The organism is Micromonospora avicenniae, assembly GCF_900156065.1.
GTDB lineage: Bacteria > Actinomycetota > Actinomycetes > Mycobacteriales > Micromonosporaceae > Micromonospora > Micromonospora avicenniae.
In genome coordinates this window covers 250,198-267,026 of the sequence record NZ_FTNF01000001.1, presented here as the reverse complement: position 1 = coordinate 267,026, position 16,829 = coordinate 250,198, and the positions used below count along the sequence as shown (strand labels likewise).

Sequence of the window (16,829 nt, the reverse complement as noted above, 5' to 3'; positions counted from 1 at the left end):
GGGCGGCGCGGAATCCGCTCCACGTGGGTGCCGGCCTAGCGCGGTCGTCGTACCCCGGCCAGCCCGCCGCGGTAGGCGAAGACCACGAGCTGGGCCCGGTCCCGGGCGCCGAGCTTGGCCATCGCCCGGTTGGCGTGGGTCTTCGCGGTGGCGGTGCTCATGCCGAGCCGTGCGCCGATCTCCGCGTTCGAGAGCCCGTCCGCGACGAGTGTCACCACCTCGCGTTCCCGCACGGTCAAGGCATGCAGGCCGGGCACCTCCGGACCGCTGGCGTACGCCGCTATCAGCCGCCGGGTGACTTCCGGCGCCAGCAGCGCGTCGCCGGCGGCGACCACCCGGACGGCCCTGCGCAGCTCGTCCGGTTCCAGGTTCTTCAGCAGGAAACCGCTCGCGCCGGCGTGCAGCGCCGCGTAGACGTACTCGTCCAGTTCGAAGGTGGTCAGCACGACCACCCGCACCCCGGGCAGCCGGTCGTCGGTGAGGATCCGCCGGGTCGCGGTCAGCCCGTCGGTGCCGGGCATTCGGATGTCCATCAGTACGACGTCCGGCCGGTGGGCACGGGTCAGTGCGATCGCCTCGTCGCCGTCGGAGGCCTCGGCGACGACCTCGATGTCCGGCGCCCGCTCCAGTAGTACCCGGAAACCGGCCCGGACCAGCGTCTGGTCATCGGCCAGCAGAACTCGGACCGTCATCCCGGTAGCCACCCCCGCACCTGGAAGCCGCCGCCCTCGGCCGGGCCGGCCCGCAGCCAACCGCCCAGGCCGGTGGCGCGTTCCGCCATGCCGCGCAGCCCGTTGCCCGGTGGGCCGCCGGCGCCGCGGCCGTCGTCCTGGATGGTCAGCGTCAGCCCGTCCGGACGGTAGCCGAGCCGTACCTCTATCCGGTGGGCGTCGGCGTGTCGTACCGCGTTCGCCACCGCTTCCTGGACGATCCGGTAGGCCGTCGCCTCCACCGCCCGAGGCATGGGCCGGGGCTCGCCGTCGTGGAGCAGCACGGCCCCGGTCGCGGCGGTCAGTTCGGGGAGCCGATCGAGCGCGGGCGCCGGCGGTGCGGGGCTCGGCTCGCCCGCCGGGTCGCGGAGGTCGCCAAGCGTCCCGTCGAGGCCGGCCGGTCGGTGATCGCCGGGCGCCGGTTCGCGACGGCCGTCCCGGAGTGCGCCGACGGCGGCGCGCAGCTCCACCATCGCCTCCCGGCTCGCCTGCCGGACCACGTCGAGCGCGGCGCGTGCCTGGTCCGGATCGTCCTCCAGCACCTCGGCGGCGACCCCGGCCTGCACACCGACCACCGCCAGGGTGTGCGCCGTGACGTCGTGCAGCTCCCGGGCGATCCGGATCCGCTCCTCGATGACCCGCTGCTCCGCCGCGCGGTCCCGCTCGGCGGCCGACAACGTCAGCCGGATCCGCCGGCTCCGGACCGCCTCGCCGAGCAGCAGCGCCGCCCCGAAGACCACTGTGGAGCTGTCCAGGGTCGCGTCCAGGGGGCCCACGTCCTCCACCATCATCCGGCCGTGCAGGTCCAGCAGAAGGAACACCGCGGCCACCGCCAGACCGGACCGCCGCCGCGGCGCGACCGCCACCGAGTACATCGCCACCCACAGCGGCGCGGCTGGGGCACCGCCGGGATAGCGGGACATGTGGTACGTCAGGAACAGGGCACCCACCGTGGCCAGCGTCGCGGCCGGCCAGCGGCGTCGGGCCAGCAAGGCCAGCGCCATCGCCAGCCCGAGGCCGTACGCCCAGCCGTCCGGCGCGCGGTCGGCGGGCGCCACGCCTGCCACCGCGATCCGATACACCGTCACTGTGCCGGCAACCGCCACGACGCCGGCCTCGGCCATCCACCGCCGCACACCGCAACAGTACGTATCCGACCGGGCGATGACGTACCACGAATGCGGTAGCCGGTGACGGCAACGAAGGATCGTCGCGGCCCATGCCGGGGATCTCGGCACTGCGGACGGCGCTGGCCTTGAACGTCGTGCGGACGGCAATCCCCGCGGCGACCGGCGTCGCTGTGAAAATAGTCGTAAGGACCAGGTCAGCGTCTGGGCCGGTGGTCGGTTCTGGGGAATGACGGAATTTTCCGTGATGCGCAGTTGCCCAGCCCGAGTATGGTGGTCGATGTCTGAGCGGCTGGCGCGTCGTGGCGGCGGGGACGGGATTTGGGGGGGCGCCACCATGGCGGACAGTGGCCAGGCGGGATGCGTCGGGGCTGCTCTGAATCGCCGAGGCGAAATGTGCTGAAGGTCGTAACCGACGTCAACCGAATCGGCTGGGGACGTGCCTCAGGGCTCTGATCTGGCGCGCCGTGCTCTGGCCGGGCGGTACGAACGGAGCTACTGGCCCGACCGGGCGGCCCCGGGGGCCGCTCGCCGCTTTCCTGTGCGCGGAGGGTATGGCACGATCGTGGAACCTTCACCCCCTTGACCACCATGCCGACAGGAGTTTCAGATGTCTGGTCGGAAGTTTGGCCGGCTGTGGGCCGTGTCGCTGGCAGTTGCTGCCCTCGCTGCGGTCGCTCTTGGCGTCATCGGCACCGAGGTGCAGGCCGTCGGAATCGAGTGGGGCGCTCCGGCAAGTCACAGCGTTCCCGTTTCGAGATGAACACGGCCGGCCCTCGGCCGGTGATGTCTGCGCCGCTGCGGCTCCGGTAACGGAGTGGCGCGGTGTTGAGGAAACAGGTCCCTCGGCGGACCACGGGGCACGCCTGGTTGATCACGGCTCCGATGGCCGGGGTCGCGCTGCTGGGTTGTCTGGTCCTCGCGCTGTCCGTGGACATTCGGCCTGCTCACTGGCCGATAGCCGTGGTCCTGCTCGGGGTCATGATCGCGGCGGCGATTCCGACGCTCAGCTTCGTGGTCCGCCGTCAGGCCGTGGTGGTGACCCTGACGGAGATCCCACTCGTCCTGGCGCTGTACCGGCTGCCGCCACTGCTCGTGGTGCTGGTGGCTACCACGGCTGGGGTGGCCACCCAGATACACCGCGGCTACGCGCCGCCGAAGTTCTGGTTCAACGTCGCGCACGCGGCTGCCGGGGCCTCGGTCGCCGGGTTGGTCGTGGCCGCCGCCTCACCGCTGGAAGGCGTCGGGCCGGCCACCTGGGGCGTCCTCTTCGCCGCCCTCATGGCCAACTCGCTCATCAGTCTGGTCGCCGTGGTAGGTGTGATCAGCCTTCTCCAGGGATGGCAGGGCACCCGCGAGACGGCGAGCATGGGCGTCCAGGTCTTCCTGACGACCGCACTGAACGTCGCGATCGGGATGCTCATCCTCATCGCGCTGGTGACCACGCTGTGGTCCACCCTGCTCCTGCTCGCGCTGACGGTGGCCGGTGTCCTGCTCTACCGGTCGTACGCGCAGTTCCTGCGCCAGCACCGGACGCTGGGCGACATGTACGACCTGACCCGTGCGATGACGGAGGCCGGGCAGGAGGGCAATCTCGCGGATGCTCTCCTTGGCCGCATCCGCTCCCTCATGCAGGCCGAGTACGCCACGCTCTGGCTGCCCGCGCAGGGCCGCCACCCGGAGGTGCTGCTCACGGCCCGGCTCGACGACCGGGGGCTGCTGGACGTGGCGCAGACCCCGGCCATGCTGCGGGAGCACACCCGCGAGTCGGGGCAGACGATCGCCCTGGGTCGGACGCTGCGCGGTGACCCGGAACTCCGGCGCGCGCTGGCCGACTCGAAGGTCAAGGACGTCATCTCGGTGCCGCTGCGGTCGGGCCAGGCGGTGATCGGCACCCTCGAGGTGGTCAACCGCCTCAGCGACCTCGGCCACTTCGCCCCGGGCGACATTCCGATCTTCGAGACGGTCGCCGCGCACGCCGCCGTCGCGCTGGAGAATTCCCGGCTGGTCGACCGGCTGCGGCACGACGCGTACCACGACGCGCTGACCAAGCTGCCCAACCGGCGGCGGATCAACGGCGCCCTGGCGGAGTCCGTCAAGATCCGGGCGCCCGGCGAGGTGGTGGCTCTGCTCCTCTTCGACGTCGACGGGCTGCGCCAGGTCAACGAGTCGCTCGGGCATGCGGCCGGCGACAAGGTCCTCGCCGAGGTGGCCGCCCGGCTGCGTGCCTCGGCGCCGTCGTCGGCGCTTGTCGGCCGGGCGGGGGGGCGACGAGTTCCTGGTGACGATGCGGCTGGAGAGCGTCGAGGCGGCGCTGGCGATCGCTGCCCAGCTGCGCGAGCAGATCCGTGACGAGATGATCTTCGATGCGCTCACTCTGGACGTGGACACCGCGGTCGGGGTCGCCGTGCACCCGGATCACGGCAGTGACGCGGCGACCCTGCTGCAACGGGTCGACCTGGCCGCCAACGCGGCGAAGGCGGTCCCGGGCAGCGTCCAACTGTTCAACCCGGCGCTGGAGTCCCGGTCGCTGCGCCGGCTGGGCCTCGCCGGCGACCTGCGCCGCGCGCTGGACGAGGGGAAGCTGGAGGTCTACTTCCAGCCCAAGGTGACCCTCCGGGACCGGCGTCTGGTCGGGGTCGAGTGCCTGGCCCGGTGGGAGCATCCGACGCACGGCACGGTCGCCCCGGAGGACTTCGTCGCAGTCGCGGAGCACACCGGCCAGCTCAGCCGCCTCACCGAGCTGGTGCTCCGGGAGGGGCTGCGGCGTAGCCGGAACTGGGCCCAGGCCGACCAGCCGCTCTCCGTGGCGGTCAACATCTCCCCGCGTACGCTCACCGACCAGCACTTCCCCGACCGGGTCAGGGAGCTGCTCGACGAGTACGGGGTGCCGCCGCAGCGGCTCACCCTGGAGATCACCGAGGCAGGGGTGCTCGACGGCACCGAACGCCCCATTCCGACCCTCCGCCGGCTCCGCGATCTGGGCGTCCGGCTGTCGGTGGACGACTTCGGCACGGGCGACTCGTCCCTCGCGCACCTGCGCCGGCTGCCGGTGCACGAGGTGAAGGTGGACCGCTCGTTCGTGCAGGGCATGGCGACCGACCCGGGGGACCTGGCGATCGTCAACGCGGTGGTCACCCTCTCGCAGCAGTTCGGCCTGGCGGTGGTGGCCGAGGGCGTGGAGAGCGAGTTGACCTTGGAGCTGCTGCAGGACATCGGGTGTGAGATCGGGCAGGGCTTCCTGTTCAGCCGCCCGCTGCCGTACGAGCGGCTGGAGGCGTGGTTCGGGGCGCAGGTCGACCCGGAGACGATCACCAGCGGCGAGCTTCCCCGGCTGCGTGCCGTGCCCTGACCTGCGGAAACTTCGCCCGGGGGGATCCGATTTCCCGTGTCGGGTCGGGCCGTGTAGTCTTACCTCTGCGCGGCCCCACGGGGAGATCGCGCAGGCCCCCTTAGCTCAGTCGGCAGAGCGTCTCCATGGTAAGGAGAAGGTCTACGGTTCGATTCCGTAAGGGGGCTCTGGGGTCGCTTGACCCACCGCGGCGGTGTAGCTCAGATGGCAGAGCAAGCGGCTCATAATCGCTGTGTCGCCGGTTCAAGTCCGGCCACCGCTACTCTCGTCCTCCGGGCGTGTTCCCGGTGGTCAGTGAGAAGGGCGCCACAGGCGCCCGCTTTGCATGTCCGCGTCAGCAGCGCGTACGCTGTTGCGTCGTAGTTGTAACCGTAGCGAGGAAGGCACTCCGCCGTGGCGAAGGCGACCGATGTCCGGCCGAAGATCACTTTGGCGTGTGTGGAGTGCAAGGAGCGCAACTACATCACGCGCAAGAACCGCCGTAACGACCCGGACCGCATCGAGCTGAAGAAGTTCTGCCCCCGGGACGGTCGGCACACGGTCCACCGCGAGACCCGCTGACCTAGGGCCGGCTCCGTCCGGCCGCTTGAAGCTCCACCCGATCGCCGATCTGACCGGCCGGCGCGGCATCTGCCGTCGCTGACCGCTCGGGTCGGCGATCGGGCTTTACGTGTAGGTTCGCGGCATGTCCCTGGACCCGTCCTACGTCGGCCGTACGTACCCGCCGACCGCCCCCTACCAGGTGGGCCGAGAGAAGATCCGCGAGTTCGCCACGGCCATCGGTGCGACCGACCCGGCCCATCACGACCCCGAGGCTGCTCGTGCGCTCGGCCACCCCGACGTGGTGGCCCCGCCCACCTTTCCCTTCGTTGTGACGATGGCCGCCACCCAGCAGATCGTCGAGGACCCTGCGGTGGGCGTCGACTACAGCCGCGTCGTGCACGGCGATCAGAGGTTCGCGTACACCCGGCCGGTGGTGGCCGGAGACGAGCTGATCTGTGTGAGCACCATCGAGGACATCACCAACCGCGGCGGGCACGGCTTTCTGACCACCCGCACCGACATCACCACCGTCGCCGGCGAGCCGGTCGTCGCGGTCTGGTCCAAGCTCGTCGTACGTGGGGAGGCCTGACATGGAGCTGCCAGCCAGGACGTTCCGGGTGACCCGCGCGGACCTGGTCCGCTACGCCGGCGCCTCGGGCGACTTCAACCCGATCCACTGGAGCGACCGGATCGCCACCAAGGTCGGGCTGCCCGGCGTCATCGCGCACGGCATGTTCACCATGGCCCTGGTCGGCCGGGCCGTGGCGGAGTGGGCCGGTGCGGCGGACGCGGTGGTCGACTACGGGGTCCGGTTCACCCGGCCCGTCGTGGTGCCCGACGACGACGAGGGCACCGAGATCGAGGTGACGGCCGTGGTACGCGAGGTCACCGAGGACGGGCTTACCCGGCTGGACATCACGGCCACCTGTCTCGGCGACAAGGTTCTCTCCCAGGCCCGGGCGACCGTCCGGACGTCCCGCTGACCCGGCGTTCACAGGGCGCCGACCTGGGGCGCGGACGCGCGATGGGTGGACCGGTTGGGAAAGTCGGCCACCTACCCGTACACTGGTCCGCCGTGGGGCAAGTGACCCCTGCTCGACCCGTCCTGGGCCGAGTGGGGTGAGCGTTGCCGCACAGGGGTGTAGCTCAATTGGCAGAGCAGCGGTCTCCAAAACCGCAGGCTGCAGGTTCAAGTCCTGTCACCCCTGCGCCTCAGGCCTGACCGTTCCCGTGGGTCGCGCCGCCGTGTGAAGGCGGCGTCCGGCCCGTGGTGGTGGCATCGGCGGGGTGGTTCGGAGGCATCGGGCCACCGGTCGATCCGCCGGCCGCGGCCCGTCGCGGGACGGTTGGGCCCAGCCGGCGTGACCAGCGCCGCGCACGCCGCCCGGCGTGCGAACCCGAGATCCCGCGGAGGGCGAAGTGGCCGAGAGCAAGCGGCGCGGCGAGGATGCCGGCGACGATCGTCTGAACGACGAGACCGTCGACGACGTTGCCGGCGACGACGCCACCGACGCGGACGAGCCGGTTTCCCGCGGCGGCACCGCGACGCGGTCCCGCGCGAAGGCCGAGTCGGCCGACAGCCGGCCGAAGACCCGGACCGAGACCGACCGGGTGGGCCTGTTCGGCCGCATCGCCCGGTTCTTCCGCGAGGTCGTGGCCGAACTGCGTAAGGTCATCTGGCCGACCCGCAAGGAGTTGCTGACCTACACGGCCGTCGTTGTCACCTTCGTCGCGGTGATGTTGACGATCGTGGGTGTCCTGGACTACGGCTTCGCCAAGGGCGTGCTGTGGGTCTTCGGCAACCCCAGCTGACCGGCTGTACCAGCCGATAGTGACGGAAGTGAGCGAGCGTGCCTGAGTACGACGAGACCGCCGGTCCCGCGGACGAGCAGTCCACGGTGGCGACGGCGGCGAACGACGAGTCGGTCGAGGCCGCCAGCGAGCCGGAAATCCCGACCACCGAGGCGCCGTCGGACGAGGAGTTCGACCCGGTCGCCGAGCTGCGCCAGAAGCTGCGCTACGCGCCGGGCGACTGGTACGTGGTGCACTCCTACGCCGGCTACGAGAACAAGGTCAAGACCAACCTCGAGACCCGGATCACCAGCCTCGACATGGAGGACTTCATCTACCAGGTCGAGGTGCCGACCCGGGAAGAGGTCGAGGTCAAGAACGGCAAGCGGTCCCAGGTTCAGGCGAAGGTCTTCCCGGGCTACATCCTGGTTCGGATGGAGCTGACCGCCGAGTCGTACTCGTGCGTGCGCAACACGCCCGGGGTGACCGGTTTCGTCGGTGCCACCGACCGGGCCGACCGGCCGGCGCCGCTCTCCCTCGACGAGGTGCTCAAGTGGCTGGCTCCGGCGGTCGAGACCGAGCAGAAGAAGGCGAAGCCCGAGATCAAGGTTCTCGACTTCGAGGTCGGCGACTCCGTCACCGTCACCGACGGCGCCTTCGCGTCGCTGCCGGCGACGATCAGTGAGATCAACGCCGACCAGCAGAAGCTCAAGGTGCTGGTGTCGATCTTCGGCCGGGAGACGCCGGTCGAGCTGAACTTCAACCAGGTCGCCAAGATCTGATTCCGGTTGCCGGCGGTGGGAAGCGTCCCGCCGCCGGCGTGGCCGTTCCTGCTCGACCTCGCCGTACGGCTGGAGCAGGGGCTGCGCTACCCTTGAATGTCGCTGCCTCGCGCCGCGCTGACCGTGCGCGCCCGCAGGGCGGTGCCGATGAGCACCAATCCCAGTCAAGCCCCAGGAAGAGACATGCCTCCGAAGAAGAAGCTCGTCAAGACGTTCACGCTTCAGCTGCCGGCGGGCCAGGCCACCCCGGCGCCGCCGGTCGGCCCCGCGCTCGGCCAGCACGGCGTGAACATCATGGAGTTCTGCAAGTCCTACAACGCGCAGACCGAGTCGCAGCGGGGCGACATCGTCCCCGCCGAGATCAGCGTGTACGAGGACCGGTCCTTCACCTTCGTGCTGAAGACCCCGCCCGCCGCCCGGCTGCTGATCAAGGCCGCCGGTGTGCAGAAGGGCTCGGGCGTCCCGCACACGCAGAAGGTCGGCTCGGTCAGCCGCGCCCAGGTGCGCGAGATCGCCGAGCGGAAGATGGCCGACCTCAACGCGAACGACCTCGACCACGCCGAGCGGATCATCGCCGGTACCGCCCGCTCCATGGGCATCACCGTCAGCGACTGATCTCGCCAGCACCGACCCGTACGGATCGTGGGAGGGCGCGCGGAAGCGGCCCGCCAGAGACCACAGGAGTAACCAGAACATGCAGCGCAGCAAGAGCTACCGCAAGGCCGCCGAGGTCATCGACCGGTCCAAGCTCTACACCCCCGCCGAGGCCGTGAAGCTGGCCAAGGACACCACCAACGTCAAGTTCGACGCCACGGTCGAGGTCGCGATGCGCCTCGGCGTCGACCCCCGCAAGGCGGACCAGATGGTCCGTGGCACGGTCAACCTGCCGCACGGCACCGGTAAGACCGCCCGCGTGATCGTCTTCGCTGCCGGCGCGAAGGCCGAGGAGGCCGCCGCGGCGGGTGCCGACGAGGTGGGCACCGACGAGCTGGTCGCCCGGATTCAGGAGGGCTGGCTCGACTTCGACGCGGCGATCGCCACGCCGGACCAGATGGCCAAGATCGGTCGGATCGCGCGGATCCTGGGCCCGCGCGGCCTCATGCCGAACCCGAAGACCGGCACGGTGACGATGGACGTCACCAAGGCGGTCCAGGACATCAAGGGCGGCAAGATCACGTTCCGGGTGGACAAGCACTCGAACCTGCACCTGATCATCGGCAAGGCCTCGTTCAGCGAGGCGCAGCTGGTCGACAACTACGCGGCGGTGCTGGACGAGGTGCTGCGGGCCAAGCCGTCCGCGGCCAAGGGCAAGTACCTCAAGAAGGTCGTCCTCACCACCACGATGGGTCCGGGTGTCCCGGTCGACCCGAACGTGGTGAAGAACCTCCAGGAGGGCTCGGCCGAGGCCTGAGTCCACCGACCGTAAGGGGCGTCGCCACGAATGTGGCGGCGCCCCTTCGCGTTTCCGATGTGGCAGGCTCGTCGACATGCGACTGGAGAACGTCTGGCTCCGGTACCACCGGCGGGGGCCATGGGTGTTGCGGGGCGCCGACGTGGCCGTCGACGCGGGGGAGGCGGCGGTCGTGCAGGGCCGCAACGGGGTCGGCAAGTCGACCCTCCTCCAGGTGGCGGCCGGCGTGCTGCGTCCGGGGCGGGGGCGGGTCGTCGAGCGTCCGACCCGAGTGGGCTGGGTTCCGGAACGCTTCCCCGCCGACCAGCCGTTCAACGTCGAGCACTACCTGGCCGCGATGGGCACGATGGCCGGCCTGACGAAGGCCGAGGCGAGGCGCGCGGTGGACGACTGGACCGAGCGTCTCGGTCTCACCCGGTTCCGCCAGGTCCGGCTGCCTGAGCTGTCGAAGGGGACGGCCCAGAAGGTCGGCCTGGCCCAGGCCATGCTCCGCCGGCCGGGGCTGCTCGTGCTCGACGAGCCCTGGGAGGGGCTGGACGCCGCCTCCCGCGAACTGGTCCCCGAGGTGATCGACGAGGTGCTTACCGGTGGGGGATCGGTGCTGGTCAGCGACCACCGCGGGGAGACCGTCCGGCTGCCCGGCGCGCGCCGATGGGTGGTCGCCGACGGGGTGGTGAGCGAGGAGACGCCGACAGAGAGCCAGGCGTACGCGGTGGTCGAGATCGCGGTGCCCGCCGCGCGGGTCGCCGGCACCGTCGCCCGGCTGCGGGCCGAGGGCCATCAGGTGCGCGCCGTACGCTCCGAGGTCCGTTCCGGCTCCGAGCACCCGCCCGGGGCGTCCGATCGGTTCGGGATCGCCGGCGGAGTGTCGTCGTCGGGCCCGGAGCAGCCGGACGCCGCCGAGCCGGAGCCGATCGCCGCCCCGGTCGGGTCGGCCGACCCGGACGGGCAGGTCGCCCGATGACCGCGCTGGTCCGGCTCCGGCTGGCCGGCTTCCTGCGTACCGGGCGGGCGGTGGCGCCGCTGCTCGCCGGTCTCGTGGCCCTCGGCATCCTCTACGGCGGCGGCCGGGCCCAGCCGGCGGAGGCGTACGGCGTCTCGGCGGTGGTCCTCTTCCCGCTGCTGGCATGGCAGACCAAACTGTTGCTGGACGTGGAGCCGGACGGGCAGCGCCGCCTCGCGCAGGTGGTGGTCGGGGTGCCGCGGGAGCGGTTGGCCGGGTTGCTCGCCGCCGTCGTGGCGGGGCTCGGCACGGTCGTCGTCGCCCTGGCCTTCCCGTGGCTGGTCGGCGGGGTCACCACGGTGGTCGAGCCGGGTGGGCCGTCCGTGGGTCTCGGCGTCGCCCTGGGGCTCTGGGCGCACCTGCTGGCCGTACCCCCGGCGGTGCTGCTCGGTGCGCTCGCCAGCCGGGCCTGTACGGGCAGCGCCGGGTACGGCGTCGCCGTGCTGGTCCTCGGCGGGGTCGGCACGATCGTGCTCGGCCTGAGCGGCTCGGCGGTGCCCTGGCTGATGCCGCCGATCATGGCCACCGCCCGGGCCACGACCGGAGCGGTCGCGGCGCCGACGATTACGCTGCTCACCTGCTGGGCGGTGGTTTGGAGCGCCGTCGCCCTGGCCGGCTACCTGTGGTGGCGCCGGTCGCGGGCCTGAACGGTGGCTGTGCGCCGGCGCCGGCAGGGACGGTACCGGCGCGATCGGGTTTCCACCGGGCGAGGACGTGACCTGGCACACATGTGCCGGGTGATTTGCTGCTCGCGCCGCGTGTCGCGTAACCTTGCGACGAAGTTCCACCCAGAGACCGCTGGTCACCGTGCCTCGGCACGGTCGAAGGTCCCGCGATGACGGGCGACCCGCGTAGGGCGGCAAGCGAAAGACGGCAGTGCAGCACGGCCCGCCGACCGTGCCCGCGTTCGCCGGCCCTCGCCCCGTGCGCCCTGCGCCGGGGCTTTTCTCGTTGTCGCGTTTCCTGAGCCGCCGTCGCGAGCACCTGCTCCCGACGGCGACCAGCCTCGAGCAACGAGAGAGGAGGGACATGGCGGACAAGCCGATCCGGGCCGACAAGGCCACGGCCGTCGCCGAGCTGACCGAGAGCTTCCGCAACGCGGGTGCCACGGTGCTGACCGAGTACCGCGGTCTGACGGTTTCCCAGCTCACCCAGCTGCGGCGCTCGCTCGGCAAGGAGACCAGCTACACGGTCGCGAAGAACACGCTGGCCAAGCGTGCCGCGGCCGACGCGGGTATCTCCGGGCTCGACGAGCTGTTCACCGGTCCTACCGCGCTGACTTTCGTTTCGGGCGACGTCGTCGAGGCGGCGAAGGGGCTTCGCGATTTCGCGAAGGCCAACCCGAAGCTCGTCATCAAGGGCGGCGTCTTCGAGGGCAAGGCCATTTCCGCGGCCGAGGTCACGAAGCTCGCCGACCTGGAGTCCCGTGAGGTGCTGCTGGCGAAGCTGGCTGGCGCGATGAAGGGCAACCTGAGCAAGGCCGCGGCCCTGTTCCAGGCCCCGCTCGCCCAGACTGCGCGTCTGGCGGCCGCCCTGCAGGACAAGCGCGAGAAGGAAGGCGCCGAGGCGGCCTGAGGCCTCCCGGCGCACCACGTCTTCAGATAAAACTTTCAGGAAAGGACGCCAGACATGGCGAAGCTCAGCACCGACGAGCTGCTCGACGCGTTCAAGGAGATGACGCTGATCGAGCTCTCCGAGTTCGTGAAGCAGTTCGAGGAGACCTTCGAGGTCACCGCCGCCGCTCCGGTCGCGATGGCCGCTGGTGTGCCGGCCCAGGGCGGCGCCGCCGCCGAGGCCGAGCCGGAGAAGGACGAGTTCGACGTCATCCTCGACGCCGACGGTGGCAAGAAGATCCAGGTCATCAAGGTCGTGCGTGAGCTGACCGGCCTGGGCCTCAAGGAGGCCAAGGACCTGGTCGAGGGCGCGCCGAAGCCGGTCCTGGAGAAGGTCAACAAGGAGACCGCCGAGAAGGCCAAGGCCAAGCTCGAGGGTGAGGGCGCCAAGGTCACCCTCAAGTGACCTGAGCACCACCTCGCGCGTCCGGTTCACGTGAGCCGGGGCACATATCGCGCAGCGGCGGGCGGCGATCCGACATCGGGTCGCCGCCCGTCGCGTTGGTCGCCCCGCCACCAGCGGGTTGAGCAGGGCGTCCGTCCGTACGGTGTGGCGCGGTGGTGGCGGGCTGCTCCGGCGGGCCGGCGGGAAAGACACGGCGAGCCGGAGGGCGGCCCCTTGACGCGGCCCCGGGCCGCCAGGCACGCTGACACCAGCAAGACCTTCCGCGCTTGCGACGGCCACCAGTCGGGTAACGAAGCGGCAGCATCATCGGCCGCGGCACCCGAGCGGCCCGGCAGGGACATTGCGTTCCGAGCGGCCCGGTTCACCCGGTTTCCGGGGGTCCCGGAGCACGTTCCGCAATGACCTGCCGGAGTGGGCTGGACAGCGGTTAGCCTCTCGGCTACACTGCTAGTTTGCGCTGCCTTCCGACTTGACCCCTGCTCGGAAATGTCCGTTTGCGGATATTTCTGGTGGGGTCATTGGAGTGCACGCGTATCAGCCGTTCTGCAGCACCGGTCCTCGGAAGGACGCATCTTGGCAGCTTCCCGCCCTGCGAAGACCAGTCGTACGTCGAGCGCATTCGCTCCCCGCCGAGTTTCGTTCGGCAGGATCACCGAACACCTCGAGGTCCCCAACCTCCTCGCCATCCAGACCGAGTCCTTCGACTGGCTGGTCGGCAACGAGGCTTGGCAGGGCCGGTCGTCGGACGACCCGCACGCACGCTCGGGTCTCGCGGAGATCCTCGACGAGATCAGTCCCATTGAGGACTTCTCCGGCACCATGTCGCTCTCCTTCTCCGCTCCGCGCTTCGACGAGGTCAAGGCCTCGATCGAGGAGTGCAAGGAGAAGGACCTCACCTACTGCGCCCCGCTCTTCGTGACGGCGGAGTTCACCAACAACACCACTGGCGAGATCAAGAGCCAGACGGTGTTCATGGGTGACTTCCCGATGATGACGCCGAAGGGCACCTTCATCATCAACGGCACCGAGCGTGTCGTGGTGAGCCAGCTCGTCCGGTCCCCGGGCGTGTACTTCGACAAGCAGCCGGACAAGACCTCCGACCGCGACCTCTCCAGCGTCAAGGTCATCCCGAGCCGGGGTGCCTGGCTGGAGTTCGACATCGACAAGCGCGACACGGTCGGCGTCCGTATCGACCGTAAGCGCCGGCAGGCCGTCACGGTCCTGCTCAAGGCCATCGGATGGTCGAACGAGCAGATCCGTGAGCGGTTCGGCTGGTCCGAGCTGATGATGACCACGCTCGAGAAGGACCACATCGCCAGCCAGGACGAGGCGCTGCTCGACATCTACCGCAAGCTCCGCCCTGGCGAGCCGCCGACGCGTGAGAACGCGCAGACGCTGCTCGACAACCTCTTCTTCAACCCGAAGCGGTACGACCTGGCCAAGGTCGGGCGGTACAAGTTCAACAAGAAGCTCGAGATCGACGTGCCGATCACCACCGGCACGCTGACCGAGGACGACATCGTCGCCACCGTGGAGTACCTCTGCCGGCTGCACGCCGGTGAGGACAGCTACGAGGCCGACGACATCGACCACTTCGGCAACCGGCGTCTGCGTACGGTCGGCGAGCTGATCCAGAACCAGGTTCGGGTCGGCCTGTCCCGCATGGAGCGGGTCGTCCGCGAGCGGATGACCACCCAGGACGTCGAGGCGATCACGCCGCAGACCCTGATCAACATCCGCCCGGTCGTGGCGGCGATCAAGGAGTTCTTCGGTACGTCGCAGCTGTCCCAGTTCATGGACCAGACCAACCCGCTGGCGGGCCTGACCCACCGGCGCCGGCTGAGCGCGCTCGGCCCGGGTGGTCTGTCCCGGGAGCGGGCCGGCTTCGAGGTCCGTGACGTGCACCCGTCCCACTACGGCCGGATGTGCCCGATCGAGACGCCGGAAGGCCCGAACATCGGTCTGATCGGCGCGCTCTCCACCTTCGCCCGGGTCAACCCGTTCGGCTTCATCGAGACGCCGTACCGGAAGGTCGTCGACGGTCGGGTCACCGACCAGGTCGACTACCTGACCGCGGACGAGGAGGACCGGTACGTCAAGGCGCAGGCCAACGCGCCGCTGAAGGCCGACGGTTCCTTCGCCGAGGACCGCGTCCTGGTTCGCCGTAAGGGCGGCGAGACCGAGGACGTCGCGCCGGGCGCCGTGGACTACATGGACGTCTCGCCGCGGCAGATGGTCTCGGTCGCGACGGCGATGATCCCGTTCCTCGAGCACGACGACGCCAACCGCGCGCTCATGGGCGCGAACATGCAGCGCCAGGCGGTGCCGCTGGTCAAGGCCGAGTCGCCGCTGGTCGGTACGGGCATGGAGTACCGGGCCGCCGTCGACGCCGGTGACGTGGTGGTCGCCGAGGTCGGTGGCGTGATCGAGGACCTCTGCGCCGACTACATCACCGTCCACCAGGACGACGGCCACCGCCGGACGTACCTGCTGCACAAGTTCCGCCGCTCCAACGCCGGCTCCTGCGTGAACCAGAAGCCGGTGGTCTTCGAGGGCGACCGCGTCGAGGCCGGCCAGGTCATCGCCGACGGTCCGTGCACCGACGAGGGCGAGATGGCGCTCGGGCGCAACCTGCTCGTGGCGTTCATGACCTGGGAGGGCCACAACTACGAGGACGCGATCATCCTGTCGCAGCGTCTCGTGCAGCAGGACGTGCTCACCTCGATCCACATCGAGGAGCACGAGGTCGACGCCCGGGACACCAAGCTCGGCCCGGAGGAGATCACCCGCGACATCCCGAACGTCAGCGAGGAGATGCTCGCCGACCTCGACGAGCGCGGCATCATCCGGATCGGCGCCGAGGTCGTCCCCGGCGACATCCTGGTCGGCAAGGTCACTCCGAAGGGTGAGACCGAGCTGACCCCGGAGGAGCGGCTGCTCCGCGCGATCTTCGGTGAGAAGGCGCGTGAGGTTCGGGACACCTCGCTGAAGGTGCCGCACGGTGAGACCGGCACGGTCATCGGCGTGCGTACCTTCTCCCGGGAGGACGGCGACGAGCTGCCCCCGGGCGTCAACGAGCTGGTCCGGGTCTACGTCGCCCAGAAGCGGAAGATCCAGGACGGCGACAAGCTCGCCGGCCGTCACGGCAACAAGGGCGTCATCTCCAAGATCCTCCCGATCGAGGACATGCCGTTCCTCGAGGACGGCACCCCGGTCGACATCGTGCTCAACCCGCTCGGTGTGCCGAGCCGGATGAACATCGGCCAGGTGCTGGAGACGCACCTCGGCTGGGTGGCCAAGACCGGCTGGAAGGTCGAGGGCGAGGACGAGGAGTGGAAGCGCCAGCTCAAGGCGATCGGCGCTGACGAGTCCGAGCCGGACACCAACGTGGCCACCCCGGTCTTCGACGGTGCCCGCGAGGAGGAGATCTCCGGTCTGCTCGAGTCGACCCTGCCCAACCGGGACGGCAAGCAGCTGATCGGCCGCAGCGGCAAGGCGCGGCTCTTCGACGGTCGTTCCGGCGAGCCGATCCCGGACGCGATCGCGGTCGGCTACGTCTACATCCTGAAGCTCAACCACCTGGTCGACGACAAGATCCACGCTCGGTCGACCGGTCCGTACTCGATGATCACGCAGCAGCCGCTGGGTGGTAAGGCGCAGTTCGGTGGCCAGCGCTTCGGTGAGATGGAGTGCTGGGCGATGCAGGCCTACGGTGCCGCGTACGCCCTGCAGGAGCTGCTGACGATCAAGTCCGACGACGTTCTCGGCCGGGTGAAGGTCTACGAGGCCATCGTCAAGGGCGAGAACATCCCGGAGCCGGGCATCCCGGAGTCGTTCAAGGTGCTGCTCAAGGAGCTGCAGTCGCTCTGCCTCAATGTCGAGGTGCTCTCCAGCGACGGCGTGGCCCTGGAGATGCGCGAGACCGACGACGAGGTGTTCCGGGCCGCTGAGGAGCTGGGCATCGACCTGTCCCGGCGCGAGCCGAGTTCCGTCGAGGAAGTGTGACGTCGAGGTCCCGGGGGCGGGCGACCGCCCCCGGGACCCGACCCCGGTGAGCTGCTGGCGCAACAAGCGACGTGTGAGGGATATAT

Annotated in this window: 14 protein-coding genes, 3 tRNA genes and 1 pseudogene; 16 read left to right on the top strand and 2 right to left on the bottom strand. The window is 70.1% G+C overall.

Annotation, left to right across the window (positions count from 1 at the left end):
* Positions 1-35: 35 nt before the first annotated feature.
* Positions 36-692: a response regulator transcription factor gene (locus tag BXA10_RS01250; protein ID WP_076466686.1), complete on the bottom strand. Its 657-nt coding sequence runs from the start codon at positions 690-692 to the stop codon at positions 36-38.
* Complete coding sequence (locus BXA10_RS01245; RefSeq protein ID WP_084752075.1) at positions 689-1,846, bottom strand: sensor histidine kinase; 1,158 nt, start codon at positions 1,844-1,846, stop codon at positions 689-691. Before BXA10_RS01245 ends, BXA10_RS01250 begins: the two co-directional genes overlap by 4 nt.
* Positions 1,847-2,722: 876 nt before the next feature.
* On the opposite strand from BXA10_RS01245, the pseudogene BXA10_RS01240 reads away from it, so the two are divergent.
* From BXA10_RS01240 to rpoB, 16 genes and pseudogenes are all read left to right on the top strand, one after another.
* Positions 2,723-5,189: pseudogene (locus tag BXA10_RS01240) on the top strand (putative bifunctional diguanylate cyclase/phosphodiesterase).
* A 94-nt stretch (positions 5,190-5,283) separates the two neighbouring features.
* Positions 5,284-5,356, top strand: a tRNA-Thr gene (locus BXA10_RS01235).
* Between the two features lie 22 nt (positions 5,357-5,378).
* Positions 5,379-5,451 (top strand) — tRNA-Met (locus BXA10_RS01230).
* A 131-nt stretch (positions 5,452-5,582) separates the two neighbouring features.
* A complete protein-coding gene (gene rpmG / locus BXA10_RS01225) occupies positions 5,583-5,750 on the top strand; it encodes a 50S ribosomal protein L33 (RefSeq protein ID WP_007073056.1) in 168 nt (55 codons plus the stop codon).
* 124 nt (positions 5,751-5,874) lie between these two features.
* The gene (locus tag BXA10_RS01220; RefSeq protein WP_076466685.1) at positions 5,875-6,321 is read left to right on the top strand and encodes a MaoC family dehydratase N-terminal domain-containing protein; all 447 of its coding nucleotides are present in this window, start codon (positions 5,875-5,877) and stop codon (positions 6,319-6,321) included.
* Between the two features lies 1 nt (position 6,322).
* Positions 6,323-6,715, top strand: coding sequence for a MaoC/PaaZ C-terminal domain-containing protein (locus BXA10_RS01215; RefSeq protein WP_076466684.1), 393 nt, complete (start codon positions 6,323-6,325; stop codon positions 6,713-6,715).
* 152 nt (positions 6,716-6,867) lie between these two features.
* A tRNA-Trp gene (locus tag BXA10_RS01210) sits at positions 6,868-6,940 on the top strand.
* Between the two features lie 211 nt (positions 6,941-7,151).
* Positions 7,152-7,544 carry a preprotein translocase subunit SecE gene (secE, locus tag BXA10_RS01205; RefSeq protein ID WP_076466683.1) on the top strand — a complete coding sequence of 131 codons (393 nt, stop codon included), beginning with the start codon at positions 7,152-7,154 and terminating at the stop codon, positions 7,542-7,544.
* Between the two features lie 38 nt (positions 7,545-7,582).
* A complete protein-coding gene (gene nusG, locus BXA10_RS01200) occupies positions 7,583-8,305 on the top strand; it encodes a transcription termination/antitermination protein NusG (RefSeq protein WP_076466682.1) in 723 nt (240 codons plus the stop codon).
* A gap of 183 nt (positions 8,306-8,488) precedes the next feature.
* Positions 8,489-8,920: a 50S ribosomal protein L11 gene (gene rplK / locus BXA10_RS01195; protein ID WP_076466681.1), complete on the top strand. Its 432-nt coding sequence runs from the start codon at positions 8,489-8,491 to the stop codon at positions 8,918-8,920.
* A 79-nt stretch (positions 8,921-8,999) separates the two neighbouring features.
* A complete protein-coding gene (gene rplA / locus BXA10_RS01190; RefSeq protein WP_076466680.1) occupies positions 9,000-9,716 on the top strand; it encodes a 50S ribosomal protein L1 in 717 nt (238 codons plus the stop codon).
* Positions 9,717-9,792: 76 nt separating this feature from the next.
* On the top strand, positions 9,793-10,680 hold the full coding sequence (locus BXA10_RS01185) for an ABC transporter ATP-binding protein (RefSeq protein WP_084752070.1): 888 nt from the start codon (positions 9,793-9,795) through the stop codon (positions 10,678-10,680).
* Positions 10,677-11,366: a hypothetical protein gene (locus tag BXA10_RS01180; RefSeq protein WP_076466679.1), complete on the top strand. Its 690-nt coding sequence runs from the start codon at positions 10,677-10,679 to the stop codon at positions 11,364-11,366. Before BXA10_RS01185 ends, BXA10_RS01180 begins: the two co-directional genes overlap by 4 nt.
* A 382-nt stretch (positions 11,367-11,748) precedes the next feature.
* Entirely contained in the window at positions 11,749-12,294 is a 546-nt protein-coding gene (gene rplJ / locus BXA10_RS01175) for a 50S ribosomal protein L10 (RefSeq protein ID WP_076466678.1), read from the top strand.
* Positions 12,295-12,348: 54 nt separating this feature from the next.
* The gene (rplL, locus tag BXA10_RS01170) at positions 12,349-12,738 is read left to right on the top strand and encodes a 50S ribosomal protein L7/L12 (protein ID WP_076466677.1); all 390 of its coding nucleotides are present in this window, start codon (positions 12,349-12,351) and stop codon (positions 12,736-12,738) included.
* Between the two features lie 573 nt (positions 12,739-13,311).
* Positions 13,312-16,743, top strand: coding sequence for a DNA-directed RNA polymerase subunit beta (gene rpoB / locus BXA10_RS01165; protein WP_076466676.1), 3,432 nt, complete (start codon positions 13,312-13,314; stop codon positions 16,741-16,743).
* Positions 16,744-16,829 lie beyond the last annotated feature (86 nt).